23 protein-coding genes are annotated in these 19,206 nt (G+C 41.4%); 4 read left to right on the top strand and 19 right to left on the bottom strand.

Annotation, left to right across the window (positions count from 1 at the left end; genetic code table 11):
• Positions 1–105 precede the first annotated feature (105 nt).
• The 7 genes from FC98_RS04320 to FC98_RS04290 all read right to left on the bottom strand — a co-directional run bounded on the left by FC98_RS04320 (position 106) and on the right by FC98_RS04290 (position 7,030).
• Entirely contained in the window at positions 106–1,089 is a 984-nt protein-coding gene (locus tag FC98_RS04320; protein ID WP_054654831.1) for an ADP-ribosyltransferase, read from the bottom strand.
• A 203-nt stretch (positions 1,090–1,292) separates the two neighbouring features.
• Entirely contained in the window at positions 1,293–2,801 is a 1,509-nt protein-coding gene (gene abc-f / locus FC98_RS04315; RefSeq protein WP_008858364.1) for a ribosomal protection-like ABC-F family protein, read from the bottom strand.
• A 1,018-nt stretch (positions 2,802–3,819) separates the two neighbouring features.
• Positions 3,820–4,116 carry a hypothetical protein gene (locus FC98_RS04310; RefSeq protein ID WP_040472033.1) on the bottom strand — a complete coding sequence of 99 codons (297 nt, stop codon included), beginning with the start codon at positions 4,114–4,116 and terminating at the stop codon, positions 3,820–3,822.
• A gap of 463 nt (positions 4,117–4,579) precedes the next feature.
• Positions 4,580–4,990: a hypothetical protein gene (locus FC98_RS04305; protein ID WP_054654791.1), complete on the bottom strand. Its 411-nt coding sequence runs from the start codon at positions 4,988–4,990 to the stop codon at positions 4,580–4,582.
• Positions 4,991–5,001: 11 nt separating this feature from the next.
• Positions 5,002–6,255 carry a CPBP family intramembrane glutamic endopeptidase gene (locus tag FC98_RS04300; RefSeq protein WP_054654789.1) on the bottom strand — a complete coding sequence of 418 codons (1,254 nt, stop codon included), beginning with the start codon at positions 6,253–6,255 and terminating at the stop codon, positions 5,002–5,004.
• Between the two features lie 17 nt (positions 6,256–6,272).
• On the bottom strand, positions 6,273–6,488 hold the full coding sequence (locus FC98_RS04295; RefSeq protein ID WP_008858371.1) for a helix-turn-helix domain-containing protein: 216 nt from the start codon (positions 6,486–6,488) through the stop codon (positions 6,273–6,275).
• Positions 6,489–6,505: 17 nt separating this feature from the next.
• Positions 6,506–7,030, bottom strand: a complete 525-nt coding sequence (locus FC98_RS04290; protein WP_008858372.1) for a hypothetical protein — start codon at positions 7,028–7,030, stop codon at positions 6,506–6,508.
• 155 nt (positions 7,031–7,185) lie between these two features.
• Here FC98_RS04290 and FC98_RS14125 point away from each other — a divergent pair, with 155 nt between their 5' ends.
• The 3 genes from FC98_RS14125 to FC98_RS04275 all read left to right on the top strand — a co-directional run bounded on the left by FC98_RS14125 (position 7,186) and on the right by FC98_RS04275 (position 8,175).
• Positions 7,186–7,434 (top strand): tryptophan-rich sensory protein, encoded by a 249-nt coding sequence (locus FC98_RS14125; RefSeq protein WP_081467849.1) that lies wholly within the window; start codon positions 7,186–7,188, stop codon positions 7,432–7,434.
• Positions 7,435–7,466: 32 nt separating this feature from the next.
• Positions 7,467–7,667, top strand: a complete 201-nt coding sequence (locus FC98_RS04280; RefSeq protein WP_054654785.1) for a hypothetical protein — start codon at positions 7,467–7,469, stop codon at positions 7,665–7,667.
• A 304-nt stretch (positions 7,668–7,971) separates the two neighbouring features.
• Positions 7,972–8,175: a hypothetical protein gene (locus FC98_RS04275; protein ID WP_040472039.1), complete on the top strand. Its 204-nt coding sequence runs from the start codon at positions 7,972–7,974 to the stop codon at positions 8,173–8,175.
• Between the two features lie 106 nt (positions 8,176–8,281).
• Here FC98_RS04275 and FC98_RS04270 read toward each other — a convergent pair whose 3' ends face one another.
• On the bottom strand, positions 8,282–8,929 hold the full coding sequence (locus tag FC98_RS04270) for a DNA alkylation repair protein (protein WP_008858376.1): 648 nt from the start codon (positions 8,927–8,929) through the stop codon (positions 8,282–8,284).
• Positions 8,930–8,994: 65 nt separating this feature from the next.
• Here FC98_RS04270 and FC98_RS04265 point away from each other — a divergent pair, with 65 nt between their 5' ends.
• Complete coding sequence (locus tag FC98_RS04265) at positions 8,995–9,552, top strand: GNAT family N-acetyltransferase (protein ID WP_008858377.1); 558 nt, start codon at positions 8,995–8,997, stop codon at positions 9,550–9,552.
• On the opposite strand, the gene FC98_RS04260 is transcribed toward FC98_RS04265, so the two are convergent.
• The 11 genes from FC98_RS04260 to FC98_RS14975 all read right to left on the bottom strand — a co-directional run bounded on the left by FC98_RS04260 (position 9,526) and on the right by FC98_RS14975 (position 18,749).
• Positions 9,526–10,179: a YoaK family protein gene (locus FC98_RS04260; RefSeq protein WP_008858378.1), complete on the bottom strand. Its 654-nt coding sequence runs from the start codon at positions 10,177–10,179 to the stop codon at positions 9,526–9,528. The two genes, FC98_RS04265 and FC98_RS04260, sit on opposite strands and share 27 nt — an antisense overlap.
• Positions 10,180–10,484: 305 nt before the next feature.
• Positions 10,485–11,342, bottom strand: a complete 858-nt coding sequence (locus FC98_RS04255; RefSeq protein WP_056949243.1) for a metallophosphoesterase family protein — start codon at positions 11,340–11,342, stop codon at positions 10,485–10,487.
• A gap of 6 nt (positions 11,343–11,348) precedes the next feature.
• Positions 11,349–12,470: an ABC transporter ATP-binding protein gene (locus FC98_RS04250; protein ID WP_008858380.1), complete on the bottom strand. Its 1,122-nt coding sequence runs from the start codon at positions 12,468–12,470 to the stop codon at positions 11,349–11,351.
• A 10-nt stretch (positions 12,471–12,480) separates the two neighbouring features.
• The gene (locus tag FC98_RS04245; RefSeq protein WP_008858381.1) at positions 12,481–13,302 is read right to left on the bottom strand and encodes a carbohydrate ABC transporter permease; all 822 of its coding nucleotides are present in this window, start codon (positions 13,300–13,302) and stop codon (positions 12,481–12,483) included.
• Complete coding sequence (locus tag FC98_RS04240; protein ID WP_008858382.1) at positions 13,292–14,236, bottom strand: carbohydrate ABC transporter permease; 945 nt, start codon at positions 14,234–14,236, stop codon at positions 13,292–13,294. Before FC98_RS04240 ends, FC98_RS04245 begins: the two co-directional genes overlap by 11 nt.
• Positions 14,223–15,506, bottom strand: a complete 1,284-nt coding sequence (locus tag FC98_RS04235) for an ABC transporter substrate-binding protein (RefSeq protein ID WP_235803579.1) — start codon at positions 15,504–15,506, stop codon at positions 14,223–14,225. The genes FC98_RS04240 and FC98_RS04235 overlap by 14 nt, the downstream gene beginning before the upstream one ends.
• A 336-nt stretch (positions 15,507–15,842) precedes the next feature.
• A complete protein-coding gene (locus tag FC98_RS04230) occupies positions 15,843–15,968 on the bottom strand; it encodes a hypothetical protein (RefSeq protein WP_008858384.1) in 126 nt (41 codons plus the stop codon).
• A gap of 89 nt (positions 15,969–16,057) precedes the next feature.
• Positions 16,058–17,365, bottom strand: coding sequence for a D-alanyl-D-alanine carboxypeptidase family protein (locus FC98_RS04225; RefSeq protein ID WP_235803578.1), 1,308 nt, complete (start codon positions 17,363–17,365; stop codon positions 16,058–16,060).
• A 168-nt stretch (positions 17,366–17,533) separates the two neighbouring features.
• Positions 17,534–17,881 carry a type II toxin-antitoxin system RelE family toxin gene (locus FC98_RS04220; RefSeq protein ID WP_008858386.1) on the bottom strand — a complete coding sequence of 116 codons (348 nt, stop codon included), beginning with the start codon at positions 17,879–17,881 and terminating at the stop codon, positions 17,534–17,536.
• Positions 17,878–18,189, bottom strand: coding sequence for a type II toxin-antitoxin system Phd/YefM family antitoxin (locus FC98_RS04215; protein WP_008858387.1), 312 nt, complete (start codon positions 18,187–18,189; stop codon positions 17,878–17,880). Before FC98_RS04215 ends, FC98_RS04220 begins: the two co-directional genes overlap by 4 nt.
• 410 nt (positions 18,190–18,599) lie before the next feature.
• A complete protein-coding gene (locus FC98_RS14975; protein ID WP_169788686.1) occupies positions 18,600–18,749 on the bottom strand; it encodes a hypothetical protein in 150 nt (49 codons plus the stop codon).
• Positions 18,750–19,206: the final 457 nt, after the last annotated feature.

The following is a 19,206-nucleotide window of genomic DNA, read 5'->3' as shown; positions in this document are numbered from 1 at the left end:
CCGCAAAGCAGAAACTTCCACATAAGCACCTCTAACAAAAATCCCAAAACCGGGGATTTCTGTTAGAGGAGACTTATGTTCCAGTTTCTAACCGCTTTGCTCCGCTCACTTTAAGTTTAGCGTTACCAACGTGTAATTAATCCTGGTATTCGTAACCTGGCTCTTTGCTTTCTTTCCCTTTTGCTTCACCTTCGTCACCGTTTTGGTTGTTGACTTTCCCTTTTGAACTTTGGTGACGATCATTTTTGTACCACTTTTGAGCAAATATTCTTTCTCCCCAATATTAGTAGAAATTGGGTCAATGTAAGCACCGTGCTTTCCTGCTGGTAAATTAATCTTCAAAACCACATACTGTTTAGAGAAGCCTAACGCAATCATTTGGCTCAGCGTACAGGAAGAATAAGCGGGATCACGATATGAACGGCCAACCTTAATCGATTGATTAGCCAATGATTTCTTTAATCCAGTCAAAGATGTCCCTCGATAAACGGTTAGCGGCTTGGTTAAATTGAAGCGCGCAATACTTGAATTAATTTGGGCGATACTGGTCATAACTTTCTTCGTTGCCTTAGTGGTTGGCGTTCGTAACGTCGTATTGATCTGGTCATAACCCTTGTTGGTGTAATACCGGATCGCTTTAATATCCGATTTGCTTAAACCCTTCGCCCATTTCTTAGAAGCCAATTTCAAGCGCTGGCTGACCTGCTTGTTATTTTTCAATCCGACCGTTGAATAGGTAGCCTTTTCGGGGTTAACAAACTCAAAATCGCCCTGACTACCAGCTTTCGTCACGACATACCCTTGGTGGTTCTGTAATTTAGCCTTTATTGTCAACACAGTGTTCTTTGGTACGGCAATATACGCGTCATAATTGGGAGTTCCGTTTACAAAAGCATATAGCCGCACCCGTTTATTAGTCACTAATTTCTGAGCACCAACGTTTTTTAACTTTGCATTATACGTCGTTGAAACGGTGGTCGTCGTATTGCCATGAACTTCTTTGGTTACCGACTTAGCATTCACTGGATTCGAAACAATTACAGTCAGTAACAACCCAGCCAATACTAGTAACCGTTTTGGTTTAATCATCTTTTCACGCATCCCTTCAAGCAGTGAGCGGAACAAAGCGCTTAGGGATCGGAGCGTAAGTCGCCTGTAACGGAAATCCTGGTTTTGGGATTTTGGTTACAGGTGCTTACGTGCAGATCACTGCCTTGTACAGCTATCCTAAATAAAACTATAAGATGTATCTTACACCCTAAGCCAAGCACTAACAAGCCGTCAGAGTTGCCCTAAGGACGTTTGATTTCAATCATCGGAACGTTCGCAATTGCCTGAACGAAATCCTGATCATGATCAATGACCAGCATTGGTGGCTGCTCCTTTATAATCAAATCTTCTACCTGTTGGCGGGTAATGACGTCTAAATAATTCAATGGTTCATCCCAAACATACAAATTCGCTGGTTCACACAACGTTTTGGCAAGGGACACTTTGCGCTTTTGGCCCATACTAAGATTACTCAGATTTTCAGAAAACGCTGACCGCTCAAAGCCAAGTTTTCTTAACATATTTAATAAGTCAGCTAACTCAATCCCAGATTCTTGGGCATAGCTTTCAATTGCCCCCTGTAAGTGTTCAAAATTTTGCGTTAGGTAGGAAATTTTTAGGGTTGGATTAAGTGCCACCCCGCCACCAGCGATCAAATCAGATTTTCCTAAAATCGCCTCAAAAATAGTCGTTTTGCCAAACCCATTTGGGCCTATCAAGACTTGTCGTTGGCCAGGTTTTAACTCAAATGTAATGGGTTGATTGAGAATCACGCCATTTTGGATGACCTGCAAATCGGTTACCTGGAGAAGCCATTGCTGATGGGGTCGCTGATAATTCATCGTCAATTGGGGCTTCTCATCAATGTTTTTTAAGAGGGTCCTCTTTTCGGTAATTGCTGTCTCAGTCCGCTTCAACGTATTTTTTGACCGCTTCATCATTTTGGCAGCCTTGTGGCCCAAGTAGCCCTTGTCCATGTTTACATGTCCCTGATGCTGATAATGTTTTTGAGACTTCTTGGCTTCTGCGTTTCCAGCCCACTGCTTAATTTTGCCAGCAGAGGTGTCTAGCCGTTTAATTTCAGTTTGTAACTGTTTTTTATTGGCCTGCTCAGCCACATTGGCCCTATCAAATTCCGCCTTCCAAGTTTCATAATTACCACTAAACAACTGAATTTTAGCCCGATCAATCGATAACACATGATCGATGATTTGGTCAATGAAGTGGCGGTCATGACTCACGACAATGAAACCGGTCTTGCTTCTCAGATAGTCAGCTACAACGTCCCTGGCAGCCCCATCCAAATGATTAGTCGGCTCGTCAATCAGCTTAAACGTCCCTGCCTCACTGAACATGACCGCTAGCAAGGCCTTGGTCTGTTCACCAGGACTTAGGGTGATAAACGGTCGGTCGAGTACCTCATCATCAAGTTGCAGTTGATCCATTTCAATCTGAATCTGCCAAAATTCACTTTCATCCAGGCCAGCGATCTGTCGTAAAACAGTCGCGGTTGACGCTCTTGAATCGGTAACAGCTTGGGGAAAATACGTAAACTTAACGTTCGCCGTGATTTGCCCCTGATAAGCCAACTGCCCTAATAAGAGTCGCAGAAATGTCGTCTTGCCCCGACCATTGCGACCGATCAATCCTAGTTTCCAACTTTCATCAATATTGAGACTAAATTGGTCAAAAAGAGCTGACGGCATCCCATCGTATCTAAATGACAGATTATGAATTTTAATTGTTCCCATTTGATCACCTCATCATTTGAAATACTCAAAAGTTGGGGTTATTCAGAGAACAAAAAGCTGCTAAGCGGAGTAATTTCCGCCAGCAGGCCTTCTGAGCTAATTCTTTTGTGATAGCCGTGTTTTAAACAGACACCAATTAAGCCGCCGTCTGTTTAGACAAACACATTTGAGATTTAGAATGCAGTAGTTGTTTGGCGGCGTCATCACACCACTTAGCTGAACTATCCAACCATCCCATTTTCTAGATCACACAAAAATTACTAAATCGCACAGAATAACCCCTGCTAATGAAGCAGTGATTTCTATCAAATTCTGAATTAACGATTAGCAATTTTCAATGCGATCCACATCCCTTATTATTTCGATTAATAATTAATATACCTAGTGTTCCCTAACATCTTTTCATAAAAGCTCGTTTTTGTCCAGTTATTCTATCATTTAAAAAATTCGATGTTTTGCAATCTCGGATTGCGTTTTTAACATCGAAAATCTTTAAGATCTATAGTTTAATATTCAATTTTCTTAAGTTGTTTAACAGCAATTGATACACTTCTTTGTCCGAGAAACATGTTACATCGGATTCAGATTTTAAATCGCCATGTTGATCAAAAAATATTTGCTGTGATGCAGGGCGAACATAAAGCCAACATTTTTTATTTCATGTGTTGGATCATATTTTTCTTTGTTATATATGAACAATCTTTTGGAAAGCTATCCTGAATGGATTGTTATCAACTTATAGTTTGATTCCAGCATTATAAATATCTCCCATCTCCACATAAGTGATGAACTTCCCAGATAGTTTACTATCCTCTATTACTTCTGCTTTCCAATATACTTTGTGATTTCAATTACTAAAGTTAACAATTGTCCGATGATACTCATCAACATAATATTTCTGCGGCGCATAATTCTCTTTTTCAACTTCGTTTAAATATTCTTGTACCCATTTCATGACGAAACCCTCTTTGTCTATATTGTTTAACCATTCTATGAGATCCCTTAGTTATAGCGGAATTTATTCAGATTCAATAACCTTTAAATCCTCTGGAGCAATTAATAATTGCTCCAAATTTACATCGTTTATCTCACTATAAGATTCCACAAGATCTCTATAAGTTGGTTTTCTTAGTAACGCCCTTTTTTGCCATTCATCAAAATCAATTACAACGTCGTCAGTTAAATTCCCAGAATCATGCAACTTTGAACCAATAGGAATGTAATCAGTAACAGTTCCAACTAATCCTTGATATTCCTCATCTAAATTAACAACTTGTACACGTTGTCCAATTCTAAAACATTCTTTTTGGCTCATGCTTAGGACTTCCTTTTCTTTTTTTAGTTTTTGAAGGAGCACCGCTGCTTCAAAACTTTTTTTGTTTTTTGAAAACGCTCAAGTCATTCTCACGGGAATTGTGAGGCGGTCAAGGGGCACTGGTGCTCGTGAGCCAAAAACTTTTTGGTATCGTTGGCACGTTTCTAGAAAAATTTTTGCGACCCTTGACTACCCGTGGTAATTAGGTGGCCATTGGTCGGGCTCCTGATTAACGCTTGCCTTAGTGCGACTCCCCATGAGAACTGTCGGCGCGTTGAAAAAAATAAAAAAGAAAGGCTTTTAATCAGTCGCAATTGAGCCATCAATTGCTTCCATGCACCTGAATTTGTCTTGCATATTAGACAAATAATTGCTTGCTTCAAATGTCGTTCAAGATAAAGTTCAATTAAATCGATGAACTTTATTCTTGTTTTTTATAAGCCTTTAATAAACAATTAACTATTTATTGCAATTTCTGGGGTTTGTCAAAGACCGCGAATTCCCGGTTCGTCAGTTTCCAGGCTTGAGCGGGAAAGGTCGTCCCCATAACCGCCTTAGCCTGACGATTAGTATAGACATAACAAGAAAATTTGTGGTTCCTCCGTTTCTGGTGAATCACATATTTGAATTTCAATTTAGAATTTCGGGAAACGTGGTGCTTGGTTGCGTTTCCGGCACCATCACCAATCTTATCAGAAAAATAATCAATCGTCTTTTTACTGGTCAAAGTCTTAATCTTTTTACCTGATGGACTGTAAACATCAATCCAATCGTGAGAATGTTTGATAAATTGATGCATTGAAGCCCGTTGTGACATACAACCGGTTAGTGTCAACAGTAACACTGTGAGGCCAATTAGTTTTAATTTAATCATCAATATCTCCTTTAGTTTTCTAACCGATTAAGAGCCGGTCTTCGCAAGACTTGTTTGCGTTGATTTGCGCGAATGGTTTGCTCAAATGGACCCGTTTTCATGGTGTAAATCGCAATCAGGCCAATGGCAACCTGAGCTGTCGTGGTGATCAATATAAATTCAACCAAAAACGATGTCGGCTGGCTCACAAATGGGGTTACACTCCCAGCCATATCCACCGAAAATAAGTCAAAAATGCTATGCATGATAACCGTTACCCAAATTGTTCCGGTATATAAATAGATGATTGCGAATACCACCCCCATCCCAAAGGCGGCCAATATCTGCAAACAAGTTGTTGTAAATGGCTGATAAAAAATGTGATGCAAGTGCCAAGCAGCAAACAGCGTCGCAGTAATCAATGTGGTCTTTAATATCCGAGTTCTCACAGATCCCTTCACCGCGTTTAAAATCTGGGCAAGAAACAGGTATCTAAAGATCAATTCTTCCTTGAAACAGACGGTAACAATTGTGAAGACCGCATAGATAGTTGCAGTCGTTAAGGAATTGTTAGGAATGACCAACCTAATTTGAAGTGGTAAGGAAAAAAACCGGGACCAACTACCAGCAGAAAAGCCCATGACTAAAAATCTGGGTATAACCAGCAACGCCAGCCACCAATAGTTTAAATGATGATTGAATTTCAATTGGGGTAATTGGTACCCCCAATGAACCATGGCGTAGATCACCAGAAGTGTCGCTGAGATAAATGCAAGCCAATATGGGGCGCCATAGTCGTTAACATAGTGGTTACCAAAGCCCAAACTTTGGGGGAAAAGCCCGAAGCCAAGATAATAAAAGAAGATTGAAACCATTCTCAAAATGGGATTAGTTTCATTTACGACCAACTTGAAAAAGCCTGGCAATGACAGGCCAATAATGAGGATGGTCCCTAATGATAGCAATCCTTGAGCCCAGAAATGGGTCCCCTGCCAGACAATCGCCAACAGGGCATTAACGACCATAATTAATACCAACGAATATAAGGCATAGCTGACTAATTTTAGACTGACCTTAATAACTGACCGGAAAGTATTGCGAGCCCGCCAAAAATTCGTCAGCCAGATCAGCCAGCAGGTAAGCCCGCCAACCAATGTCCAGATAAAAAGCCCTGAACTGCTTAAATATGATACTTGCAGAAAATGAAACAAAATTGTTAACCCAATGCACACCAAACATTCAATCCCAAACTGCAGATCCACTCGCTTACTTGATGTTGTTACCATGATCGATTCTCCTTCTCTCATTTAGTCGGCTTGTCAGGAACATATTCCAACAGATCGCCTGGCTGGCAATCCAAAACTGCACATAATTTTCCAAGGGTCTCGAAACGAACTCCCTTGGCTTTACCAGTTTTTAATTTTGATAAATTCACCGTCGTAATTCCAATCTTGGCGGCCAATTCTTTTGACGTCATTTTTCGTTCCACTAGGACCCGGTCCAGATTGACTTGTATCATATTTCCACCAGCCCCTCTCAGACAAAGTCTTCATTTTCTTTTTTAAGTGCCAAGCCCCGTTTGAAGATGATGTAAATCACGTAGACAGTAAACCACGCTAGAATTTCCACAAACAATGACTGGCCATAGGAAACGGCAGCCTCAAAATGGAGAAATTTCCAAATTAACGCCAACATACCATCAAAAATCACCAAGCCCCCAAACGAGTACGAGCACCAACGGATATAACTAAGGTTCCGGTCATTGAAGATATCATTGGCGTGAAATTGCCGCAACAGCTTATACAAAGCAAAAATGATGATCGTTCGGAAAATTAACACCCCAATCACAATCAAGATTGTCACCAACGACTCAGTAAACGCTGAATGAGCGCGCACCGCTAGCTTAGCAATAAGCGGAAAATTTGGGTTATTGCCGATAATCAGCGTTGCAATTGTACCGAAACCCACAAAAAGTGCTAGTAAGGCTTGGACAATAGAAGCTAATAGGCTTCCAATTGACAGTAGCTGAATAAACCAGCCTTCATATTTTTGGTTCATCATCTTTCATCTCCTCATAAAATTATCGTAACACATTAACTTTATAATGCAATAATTTAATTAATTTACTTTTTACGTTAATTTTATAAAACAGTAGTCTCGAACCCTAAATTAATAACTGATCATTTCAGCCCAACTTCAGATTAGCCACGCCGTTCATTTTAGTTAACCTTAGTTTCTTTTTAGGCCAATTATTGTTAAACTTTGTCTGGACAATCGTTTTCTTTAACGGTAGTCTATTTGTAATTGGTCTGATCATCATTATCGTCATGGACATCATGGTTGCCAGTTTAATGTATCGTTTGCTGCCAACCAATAAGATTACCACTTGGCTGCTTGGCCCTTATCTGGCCTGGCTACTGTTTGCACCCTACCTTGCTGGTGGGGTGGCATTGTTAAATCATTAGACCAACAATAACCATTCGAAGGGACATCACAAATGATTCTTTTATTACTACTGCTCATCTTATTTGGCACGCTCATCTTTAAAACAAGTTGGTTCTTACTCAAGTTGGCTGTTGGCATCATCGCGACCATTCTATTGGTTGTGCTGTCATTTTCAGCTATTTTCTTTTTGCCGCTGGTAATCTTAACTATCGGCTACATTGTTTATTTGATTTTTCAACATTCTCAAGCGTAAGTCGTTCCAATAAACGATCGTCATATCATAAGAAAACCTCAGGGAAAATCGGTTATCAACGGTTATCATGCCCCATAATTTTATAATCCCTTATACGTTTAAATAAACAACGGCCAATAACTTCTTTAGTTTTTAGTTTCAACTCATTACCTCCCCGTAATTAAGGCATTTACAAGCCAAATGCGTTACAATGAAGACGTAAAGAAAGCGCAACCAATTTGTGCCAACGAAAGGCTTATTAGTCCTTAAAATGCCGCAAATTGTTTGCAATTTTGTTGATTGATAGTTATGGGGGAGCGATTTTATGGATGAGAACTTAAAAATCACCTTAATCGGTTTGTTAACATTATTTATTGGAACTATCTTTGCATCAATTATTGCCAGCTTTGGCTTTACTGATGTTATTCCTGGACTGATATCATTCCTCATTGCAGCTGTTATTGTGGTGATTGGCTTTAGACTTAGCGATCACCGTCGTGGTGGTCATCGAATGACCCCAAGGCATTAGTCTTGATCTAAAGAAGCTACCGTTAAAATCTCATTTCTGGATTTTAACGGTAGCTTCTTTAAGTTCAACATCGTTCATGGAAGATCCGTTTCCTCCTCATAATGGATTAGAGGGTCAACTTATTAATAATCTTAGCGCCCTCTCTAACCGCTAGCTTCGACAGTGACCGCTGCGCTATGAACGTCTTTACCCACTCGGGATCATACTTACTATAGTTTCGAAGCGCCCAGCCAATTGCTTTTTGAATGAAGAATTCGTCTGTTTGGCTATCATAGTCAATTGCCTGAGCCAGCAATTTTTTATCTAACGTTTCTTTTTCCAATAGTTGCAACGTAATGGCAACCCGTCGCATCCAAAAATTGGGATGGCGGTAAAACAAGTCAAATACCTTCCCCTTTTCTGTTGGATGCAGGCTAACGTACTTCCCAAATACTTTCCGCCAAGTGTCCACGGTATCCCACCAAGACTTAATCTGGATGTAGGCAGACAGCTTCTCAATTTCTACCATTCTAAGCCGGGTTACGTTTGCATAAGCCATATCAATCGCAACGTACTGGTACTCCCGATTATCACGGCGATAAAGTGCTTCAATTTCAGCTAGCACATCATTTAATGGCAATCTTTTTGATGCCTGAATAAGCGCTTTTGATTGCCTCTTTCTAGCTGGCGTTTTGAGACCTAAAAAGGAAAACTGATTACGCATATACCGTTCCATAAACGGTTTATTTTCTTTATCACCAACTAATTCAAACATTTAACTTCCTCCGCCATAATCAAATAGTATATACTTATTTTAACAGTTAGAACGGAGGCTAAACCATGTTCATTGACCAAATTAACGACAAAATTGCCTTGAAGCTTCCAAGTAAAAGTGACGCGGCTGACTTACTCGCTTTAATTGACGAAGACCGCCAAGAGCTCGGCAAGTGGCTGCCATGGGCGAAGACCACTCTTTCTGCTAGTGATGAAAGACAATTCCTCCAATATGGGATTGAAAAGATGGCAAGCGGTGATTTCTGGTTTGCAATCATTCTGGTAAATGGCGAGCCTGCTGGGATGGTCGATCTTCATGAATTTCACCATGATCATTTCCGCTGTCAAATTGGCTATTGGCTGGCCAGCCGATTTCAGGGACAAGGAATTATGCACCTGACAGTAGCAAAACTAGAAACAATTGCGTTTGACGACCTCCAGATTAACCGGTTAGAAATTCTGGCCGACGTCGAAAACCAAAAAAGCCGCAACGTTGCGGAACGCTGTGACTTCCATCAAGATGGTCTCTTGAAGCAATATGCATTTTATAACGGTGGCTTCAGGGATATGGTTCTCTACTCAAAGTTGAAACCATCATCACTTTCCAACCACGATCACGACTAATAAAATGACCGCCGAAAGCAAAATGGTTTGCCCGTGGAAATATTGAACGAGGTACCCATTTAACAATGCCCCTACAAAGAAAGCGCCGATGATTGTTGCAATATCACCGGCCTTTTTGAGTGCCTGCTTATCATTTTGGGCAAAGAAATCCAGCACACTTTCAGCAAGTGTTCGCACGTTGCCAGTCATCATTAACGACGTAAACGGTCCGTTCTTCATGGTTCGGAACTCTTGCAATTGAGAAGCCGCCGCTAACGCCAACATCCCCGTCGTCACAAGTTCTGATACCCGGTTAGCAATCACACTAACGCCAATGAACAGCAATATTTCAAAGGCCAAAGTGATCACCCGCCGCCTCACGATTCGTTCAACCGGGTAATGATACTGAATGGTCCGAATAATTGCGACACCCACCATGAACATCAATAGCGAAACGATGGCTTGCAAGATATCCCCGTAATCACCGCGGCCGACCCTTAACCCAGTTAGGATTAAGTTACCAGTCTGCAACCCTGCAAAAACGCCCCCGTCTTCGAGATAAGTATATGAATCTAACGCCCCAGCGGCCATTGCCAACAAAGCACCACTTAAAAGGCGCTCATAAGCCCCAATTTGTTTCTCTTCCATAATCAGCCTTCTTTATATTAGTGTCCGCAGCAAGCATCTCAAGAGCAAAGCTATAAGCGCCTATAAATCAGAAAGCCTTTAACAGGCGATTTGTAACTATAATGCTTATATGTAGCCGTAGCCCTTTGCTGTCCTAAAACGGCGTGCTTACGTGAGAATCCCTACTTTTGGACCCATCTCAGTCTTTTGATACCTGAATATAATAAACGATTACTGCTAAGATTGCCAATAAAACAGCCGCCATTATCTGCAACTGACTAAGTAACATACAGATAACGGCGAGCCGTCTATTTAATAATTAGTTTCTAACTCAACACCTGATTCATCTCATTCACAATCAATTTAGGATCCCAAAAATCGGTATTGGGAATTTTAAAGGCGTTAATCGTTTTGGTTCCAAGCCTTAATGGCCGCTGCTCAACCCCAACTGCCTGATTGTCTAAATAAATAACGTTATACGCAGTTGCATCGGCCACAAAATGCTGATGGGGGTTGGTGCAATTAATGTGGTAAGCCGTTGAGTCAGCAACGACGTTTAATATACCACCAACCTGATACATATTTGCAAAGTGAACGTGACCAGAAAAAATTGCTTTCACGGTACTACCTTGAATCACCTTCGCTAAATCATCACCATTCTGTAAAATACTATAGGCCATATTTCTTAGGGGCGGTCCAGCCAGTGGATGATGCATGAATAACAGAGCTGGTTTAGCCGATTGCTTGAGATTAGTCTGCAACCAGGTCAGCTGATCCTGATCAAGGTAGCCGGGCTCTAAGTTACCACAAGTTGTATCCAAAAAGTAAAAATCCCACCCAGCAGTTGCGAGCTTGTCGTAATACCGGCTCTGATATGGTCGCTTTAAGTAACCTTCATAAAACGCTTTGGTTCGGTCATGATTGCCAAGGATAACCTTAATTGGTGCCTTTAACCGTTCCTGTTGGGCCATTAAAACATCGTGAAAGCGTTGGTAATCCTCAGCATGGCCTTCGTGAATCAAATCGCCGGTAATCACAATCAAATCAGGCGCTACATTAGTTGTATAAATGTCGTCAAACACCGCCTGCAATTTATCGGCAGGGTCAACTTGTTGATTATTGGCTGGTTCAGCACCAGCCGGGGTGAGGGGCGTATCTGTAATTTGCACAATTTTATAGGTCATTTTTTATCACTCCAGTACTGGCTCCAATTTACGACTGGGCTGAATCCGTTCATGGGTTCGCGCATCGAATAATAAAATTGCTTTAGACGTCAACTTCGCGTAAACCGCCTGATTACCATGCCTTTGCCAGTCACTGACCACCGCTTTAATTTCCAATCGGTCGAACACTTTCAACGTTAACTGCTTATAGCGGCCATAATCGACAATGCTCTCAATTTCAACCTGGAAGTCCCCCTTGGTTGCATCCGTGGTTAATTGAACGTTTTCTGGCCGAATTCCGACTAAATAGTCGGTATCTTCCTGTAGCCCATCATCTTGATAAGCCGTCAGATTAGCAATCACCGCACCGCTCTCGTCTAGCAGCTGGTGATTAAAGTAGTTCGCCTTGAACACGTTAATCTGTGGTGTACCCACGAACTGGGCCACGAACAAATTGGTTGGATTATGGTAAAGGTTCTCCGGCGTATCAATCATTTGAATTTTGCCATTATTCATCACGGCGATGCGATCACCTAGTGCCATGGCTTCTTGTTGGTCATGAGTGACGTAGATAATTGTTTGGCCATTTTGCTCATGCAGCTTCTGAATTTCATCCCGGGCCTTTTCCCGTAGTTGAACATCAATGTTTGATAACGGTTCATCTAGTAAAAAGATCTGGCTTTTTTTCGCCATTCCCCGACCAAGCGCTACCCGTTGTTTTTGACCACCGGATAATTGACTCGGGTAACGATCTTTATAGTTACTCAAATTGAGAGACGCTAAGATTGCTGTAAGCCGCTGCTGGCGAACTTGTTTGGGCACTTTGTGAACCCGCAGTGCGTATTCCAAGTTTTGATAAACGGTCATGTTGGGGTAAAGTGCATAATCTTGAAATACCATCGCAATGCTTCGCTGGATTGCGTTCATCTTAGAAGCATCCTTACCGTTGATCAAAACTTTACCACCAGTGGGCGCTTCTAGCCCGGCAATGAGCCGGAGTGTCGTCGACTTACCACACCCAGAAGGTCCCAACAGTACCAAAAATTCACCCGGAACAATTGACAGATCCATCTTATCAATCACGTTGTTTTTTTGGTTGTAGCTTTTAGACATTTTTGCCAATTCAATTGAAAAGCCTGTATTTGCCATCGAATCATCCTCACTTTAATCCTGAAGTACTGATACTATTCAAAATATACCGCTGAAAGATCATGTAAATTAACAACGGTGGCACAATCATAATTACCGCTAGCGCCATTGCCAGTGGGAAATTAGTGCCACCCTCACTGGAAATATAGTTTTGTAAGGCTAGTGGCAGCGTGAAACTACTCTTATCTTTAAGAACCAGCGTCGGCCAAACGTATTCATTCCAGCTATTGATGAAAAAGATCGCACCAACACTGATGATACTGGGCTTCAGTAGCGGAATAATCAGGTTCATAAATATTTTCCGGTTCGGAATGCCATCCACCTTTGCCGATTCAGTCAGGCTCGCTGGAATTTTCCCCATTGCTTTAATAAACAGCATAATCCCCGTCGCATCAGCCATTTGTGGCAATGCAACCCCGATCACGTTGTTCAGTAAATTCATCTTTGCGATAACCAAGTAATTGGGAATCATGACGGTCGTAAAGGGGACAAAAATGGTGGCAACAAAGATAAAGTAAACCAACCGTTTCCCTTTAAAATGAAAATTTTGAAACGCGTAGGCCGCCAGGAGCCCGGTTGCCACCTTTCCCAACGTGACGATCATTGCCATCAAGAAGGTATTTGACACCATCCGTAATAAATTGATCTGCTTATTCAAGGTTAGGTAGTTGCTAAAGGTTGGCTTGGCAGGTATGAGCTGTAAAATGGCGTGATAGGATTCCTGGAGCGTCTTAAACGAATTTGAAATCATGAACAACACCGGCAGCATAATGGCCATGACAATCAGGATCAACAAGACGTGCCAGCCCCAGTTCCGTTTTTCAGTCAGCATCCTTGTGCCTCCCCTCAACAAACTTGATTTCAATGAATAACAGAATCAAGAAAATGACAAACGTGACGGTTGCCAACGCCGATGCATTCCCGGTTTTATACAAGACGAAGGCATTTAAATAGGTATGATACAACAGGTTTGAAGACCCATAGTATGGTCCACCCTGCGTAATCACGTTGATGGGCGTGAAGACATACTGGAGTCCTTGGACGATCGTTAAGATGAAGACGTAAATAGCAACCCCACGGTTAAGCGGCAATACAATATTCCAAATGACCCGCCACTTGGGAACACCATCCAGGGCAGCCGCGTCTAAAATGTTCTTAGGAACCGCTCCTAATCCTGTTAGCAGCAGGATAAAGTTGTACCCAAAGACTTTCCAGTTGGTAATTAGGCAAATCACCACAATCGCCATGGCCCCAGAATTGGTCCATTGCGGCACTTTCATTCCGAAGTCTCTTAGGAACAGCGCCAGTGGGCCAGAAACCGGGTTTAAAATCCAAGAAAATAGCATTGCCCCAACTACCAATGAAAACAAACTGGGAATGAAGAACAGGATTTTGTAAGGCCCCTTCATTTTGCCAATGAAGAAATTAACGATTAGGGAAATGAAATAGGGCAAAATGAAGTTTAAGATAACCAACAGCACAATGTATACCAGGGTATTCAAAATAACTTTCTGGTTTGTTGGGTCGGTAAACACGTTGACGTAATTGGCAAGCCCGACAAATTCCTTGGTTGGCGCGATCAGGTTCCAGTTAAAGAAACTCAGATAAAAGGTGTAGCCAATTGGAATAATCATAAACACCAATAGTAGTAGTGCGGATGGTAATAGGTATAAAAACGGCAAAAGCCGTCTTCTCGGCTTGCGGGAAGCCCGCGGGCCATAACGGCTATTAACAGCTTCTTCAATTTGTGAGTTATTGTTGAGCATTGATTTTCTCCTGAGCGGCCTTTAGTGTCTGGGATACGTTACTACCAGTTAATATCTTGTCACGGGCATCAATCATATCCTGTTCTGCATCCAACCCATTCTTAGGGAATGAGGTCCAAGGAACGGCATTCGCCAATTCTTCGGTAGCTGGCTTAATCATTGGGTTGGCGGCCAAGTATTTCTTAAATTGTGGTGAATCCAGAGCAGTCTTAGTTGGCGGTAAGTAACCTGTCCCTTTATCCCAAGTTAACAGCGAGTCATTTTTGTACAACCACTTTTCAAATGTCCAAGCAGCTTTTTGCTTAGCACTATCTTGAGAAGTCAAGGCCAACATTGAACCACCAACTGGAACGGTTAATTTATTGCCCTTAAAGGTTGGTGCAATCTGTGACGAAGCTTTAAAACTGACACTTTGTTTAATATGTGATGCTTGGGCAACCGTGGTGAACGCCATGGCAACCTTGCCGTTGGTAAAGTCATCCATCCCCTGAGCCCAGGGTGTGTGAATGGCGGTCTTATCCTTAAGCACCATGTTTTGATAAAGTTGGTAAGCTTTAACGCCTTGTGCACTGGCAAATGCAGCCTTACCGGCAGCATTCTTAATCTGGGCGCCGTTGCTTAACATCATGGCTTGTTGGGCCCATGTATCGGCTGGTTCTTGAATATAGAGCCCGTAATTGCCACTCTTTTGTTTAATCGTCTTAGCAGCGGCTTGAACCCCTTCCCAGGTACCTAAGCTGCTCTTCTTAATCCCGTATTTAGCAAGCATGCTGTCATTGGTAAATAGGATTGGCGTACTGAGTGAATATGGCAGGCCAACTAATTTTCCCTTGGCGTTTTTTGCAAACGACAGCGATTGCGTTGAGAAGTTATTAGTAATGGCACGCTTACTCTTATCAAATTTCTGAGCGGCATCGGTTGGTGTCATGTATTTGAAGTTATCAGAGAAGTAGTTGGTAAACGCCCAACCGACTTGAACGATATCAGGAACTTTGCCTGAAGCTTGAGCAGACTGCAAATTCTGCATTAACCCTTGATACATGTTGGGGTTAAACTTGGCAGTCACCTTGATGTGTTTGTGGGTCTTGTTAAATTCCTTCACCAGCTTATTAACGGACGCCCCACCTTGGGTTTCCGCGTTAACGTGCCAGTATGTAATATGCGTTGTCTTGGTAGCCGCTGATTTGGAACACCCAGCAAATAAAAGTGCCACCCCAGCAATTGACAGCAGACCGATTAACCTCTTGAAACCGTGTCTAAAGTTCATCATGAAATAATCCTCCCTGTTTGCGATTAATTTTAGGATAACAAGGTGATGTAAAACGACGGCAAATTTTTTGTTTCGAAAGTGTAAAAATTGTAAATAGTCAAAGTAACGAGGAGCTGCCACCATTTCCAGTTCGCTTCAATGCACAATCCAAGACAGTTAATACACTCATCTTCAATTGTTCCGTTTAAAAGCTTTTCTAGCTTGATTGAGATCATATTCGATGCTTAATCGCCTGTATTTAACAAAAAAACAATCATTCCTATACAGAATGATTGCATGATTGATCACTTCGTTTTATTAAGTTTTGAAAGAGGATATCAGCTTGATGTAATGGCATTAGTCAAAATCCTCCGAACCAACATCTGAGTCCCAATCAACTTCTGGTGTATTAACACTGCCATATTTTTTCTCTTGTTCATCAACAACTAGCCAAAAAGCGCTACTATTTGGACGTCCTACCATATCAATGAACCCCCCTACTATTCCTTACATTAAAAACACATCCGGTCACCAGGAAAGGCAAGTGTAAGAATATAACATCATTTCTACCCTCACCTTGCCATAAACTTAGCAAAATTAACCATTAGGTGATAGATCCCGTCAAAAAAGCCTAGTAGGACGCTGCCAATTGAAGCTAACAGAGATTTGTGTTGGGGTGATTTCTTTTGTTTAGACTGCTGCTTTGCACCCACATCCTTAGTTGCCAGCATCGGAACTTTTGCCATCCCACGGCTATTTGTTAGTTTAATTTCCGCGTAACCAATTGGTTGTCCCTTGGTAACCGGCGTCGCTTTTTTAGTTAAGACATACTTAACAGCTTGCGGCTTTTGTGCTGAATTCTGGCGCCAAATGGCGGTCTTTGGTTCTTCGGGGGTGGCCGTTACTGACTGGTCATCTAGCCTAAATCGATGGGTGTTTAAGGACACATTGACCTTATTATAATTTTTATCAATTTGTTGAATCAACCGATCCATTGACGTAAAGACCGAGTCACTATCAATAATCGTGGCAATCAAGTGGCGGCCATTATGCCAGAACGTCACGGTTAAACACAGGCCAGCGTTAATTGTGTAACCAGTCTTTAAGCCATCTACATGATTACTTTTCCGGTAGTAGACCTTATTTTTCAATAAGTTATTGGAGTTAACCAACCACTGCTTGCCAACCTTCATTGTCGACTGATTGCTCCACTGAGTGATCGTTGGAAAAATGCCAAGAACCTTCGCGGCGACCTTAGAAATTGCTGACGCGCTCACCATGTTCTGGGCTTTGCTAGTTGTATGCGGCACTTGATAGTGATATTTGCTTAAGTCGGTATTATCGAGGCCAGAACTACTGACAAAGGTGGCTTCGATCCCCCACTTTTCAGCTTGTCGATTCATCATGTTAATAAACTGAGTGTTATTGCCGCCACCTACCAATTTGCCAAGAGCAATTGCCGCTGAGTTTGAAGAGGCAATTAAGGCTGCTTGATACAGCTGCCTAACGGTAAATTCGCCAGAGCGCTTAATCTTAAACCCGCCCAGTGTCGGATCCTTACTCATCTTAATTAATTCATCATCAACTGGAACTTTTTGGTTCCACTTTATTTTGTGATGATCGATCGCTTTTTTAGTTAGATATAACGTCATCAATTTCGACAGACTCGCAATAGGGCGTTTTGTGTCCGCGTTTTTCTGATACAACACTTGGCCCGTCTTGGCGTCCATTACATAGGCTTCCTTAGCCTGAAAAGCTGGCAACTTTTTCGCCCCAGCAGATGGCGCCAAAAAGATTGCAAAAAGGATCGCCAGGCTAAAGCTCGCAACGAGAACCCATTTCAAAAAATACTGATGACTACTTGAGGTGGCTTTATTCAAACCGAATACCTCCAATTTCTTAATAAGTGATGCAACTATCCTAACTTAATTTCACAAGATTAAAATAGCTAGCAGCAAATCTTTATATAAAATTTACCACACTAAAACACCCCTCAATGCCTAACTAGGTAGTATTGAGGGGTGTCCTATTAATGTAAACGTACAGTACTAGTCTTGGCTTATATCATCAACATTTAAAGAAGCATTATGATAGCTCAAACGATAACTGGCCTGTTTATAGGCCAGCTTGGCTTCCCGTTTCCCAATCCCAACGATATCAATATGCTTCTTATTGTTAGGATTTTGACGAAAAATAATTCTAAGGTCCAATTCACGATGTTTAATTTCGCGGCAATCTTTTAAATCACTATTCAAAGGCTTCCCTGCTTTCATACCTTGAACTTTAATTCGCTTAAGCCCCTTATTAACAATTTTCAGCTGTGAACCATCAAGATGACGTTTTTCTTTGGCAGCTTGTCGAAAGTATTTTAGGTGGTAGTCAGTAGGCACCATCATTCCCACCCGTCATTATCATCAAAATCAATCTTTTTTAAAGTATTACCATCAACTTTGTCCTCATCAATTAAATCGGGATTTTTCTCATCAAGGCGGCTTTTAATTTCTAAACCATATAACTTATCTTGCAATGCATTATTATCATTAACCAGTTGTTCATAGTCTTCCACAGACAAAACGACCCCTGCAGGAGTATCCCTGTTGAAAACATAAAGCCCCGTTTTACGCTTCCGAGCTTCTTCAAAGGCTTTAGTTGGTGACTTCTTTAACGTCGTCATATTTGTAGTCGGTACATTCAAAGTTTTCATTTGAAATCCTCCAATCCCTTTTTTAATTATAGCACGATTAAGAGGGCTGCTAAATGACTTTAACCTAGTTGTTTAAATGTCATTTATGATAAGAGCAATTGAATCTATCAAACTAAGCGTATCCAGTTTTATCTAGTTAGGTTCAGCAGTGCAGCAAATCTCTTAGGACCCACCACGTTATCATCGCCCGCACCATAGTTTACAAAATAATAATATTAACCACCAAACGCCAATATGAAAATTACAAAAATAAATAGTCTTGGTAGTTGTTATGCATTAAACATGCTATAATTTGAGTATGAAAAAGGAGCACTGCTGGAACAGCGCTCCGATGTAGAACCGTTAAAGATGGTGACATTGTGTGGAACTATAAGATCATTCCAAACTCGTCAAAGTTAGTGGAATGGTCTTTATTTTTTGTGCTTCCTGAATTTTCGCCATGCAATCATTAGTTTAGCAACCGCATTTAGCAGTGTCGAAACTGCCAGAATCAATGCCGTCAATCCACTAACGATTACAATGACTGATCCAAGATCACTCAAAATGGCTTTTCCTTTCATCAGACTGTGTTCTACGAGTTGTTATCCCATAGGCATCACCTTCTTACTTAGATTTGCCAACCGTCACTAACTTCCTACATTAACAATTATACAGGACCCCATGAATTATCCATAGGGGAACTTAATCTTCAAAAGCAACCTCATTCTTTCATCAAGAGTGAGGTTATTTTTTATATTAGCCTCGTGGACTGAATTTCGGAAAACTTTTTACAAACGGTTACCCTCAAAAAGATGACACGACCTATTTTAAAATATGTCGTGTATCGATTTCTTCCCCCCTTATTTAAATCTAAAAAAGAATAGTGGCAAACGATTGGTTAATTCCAAGATAGTCGTTACTAATAAAAGTAATTACCAAAGATTGATGAACGCATCGTGCTCTTCTAAATGACACCAAAATGGGATTGAGGCCCACCGGTTAAATCCCCGGATATGGCCCAGTCCCATTTTTTAGTAC

Source organism: Lentilactobacillus kisonensis DSM 19906 = JCM 15041 (genome assembly GCF_001434135.1).
Classification (GTDB): Bacteria; Bacillota; Bacilli; order Lactobacillales; family Lactobacillaceae; genus Lentilactobacillus; species Lentilactobacillus kisonensis.
This window is presented reverse-complemented; position numbering and strand designations above follow the sequence as displayed.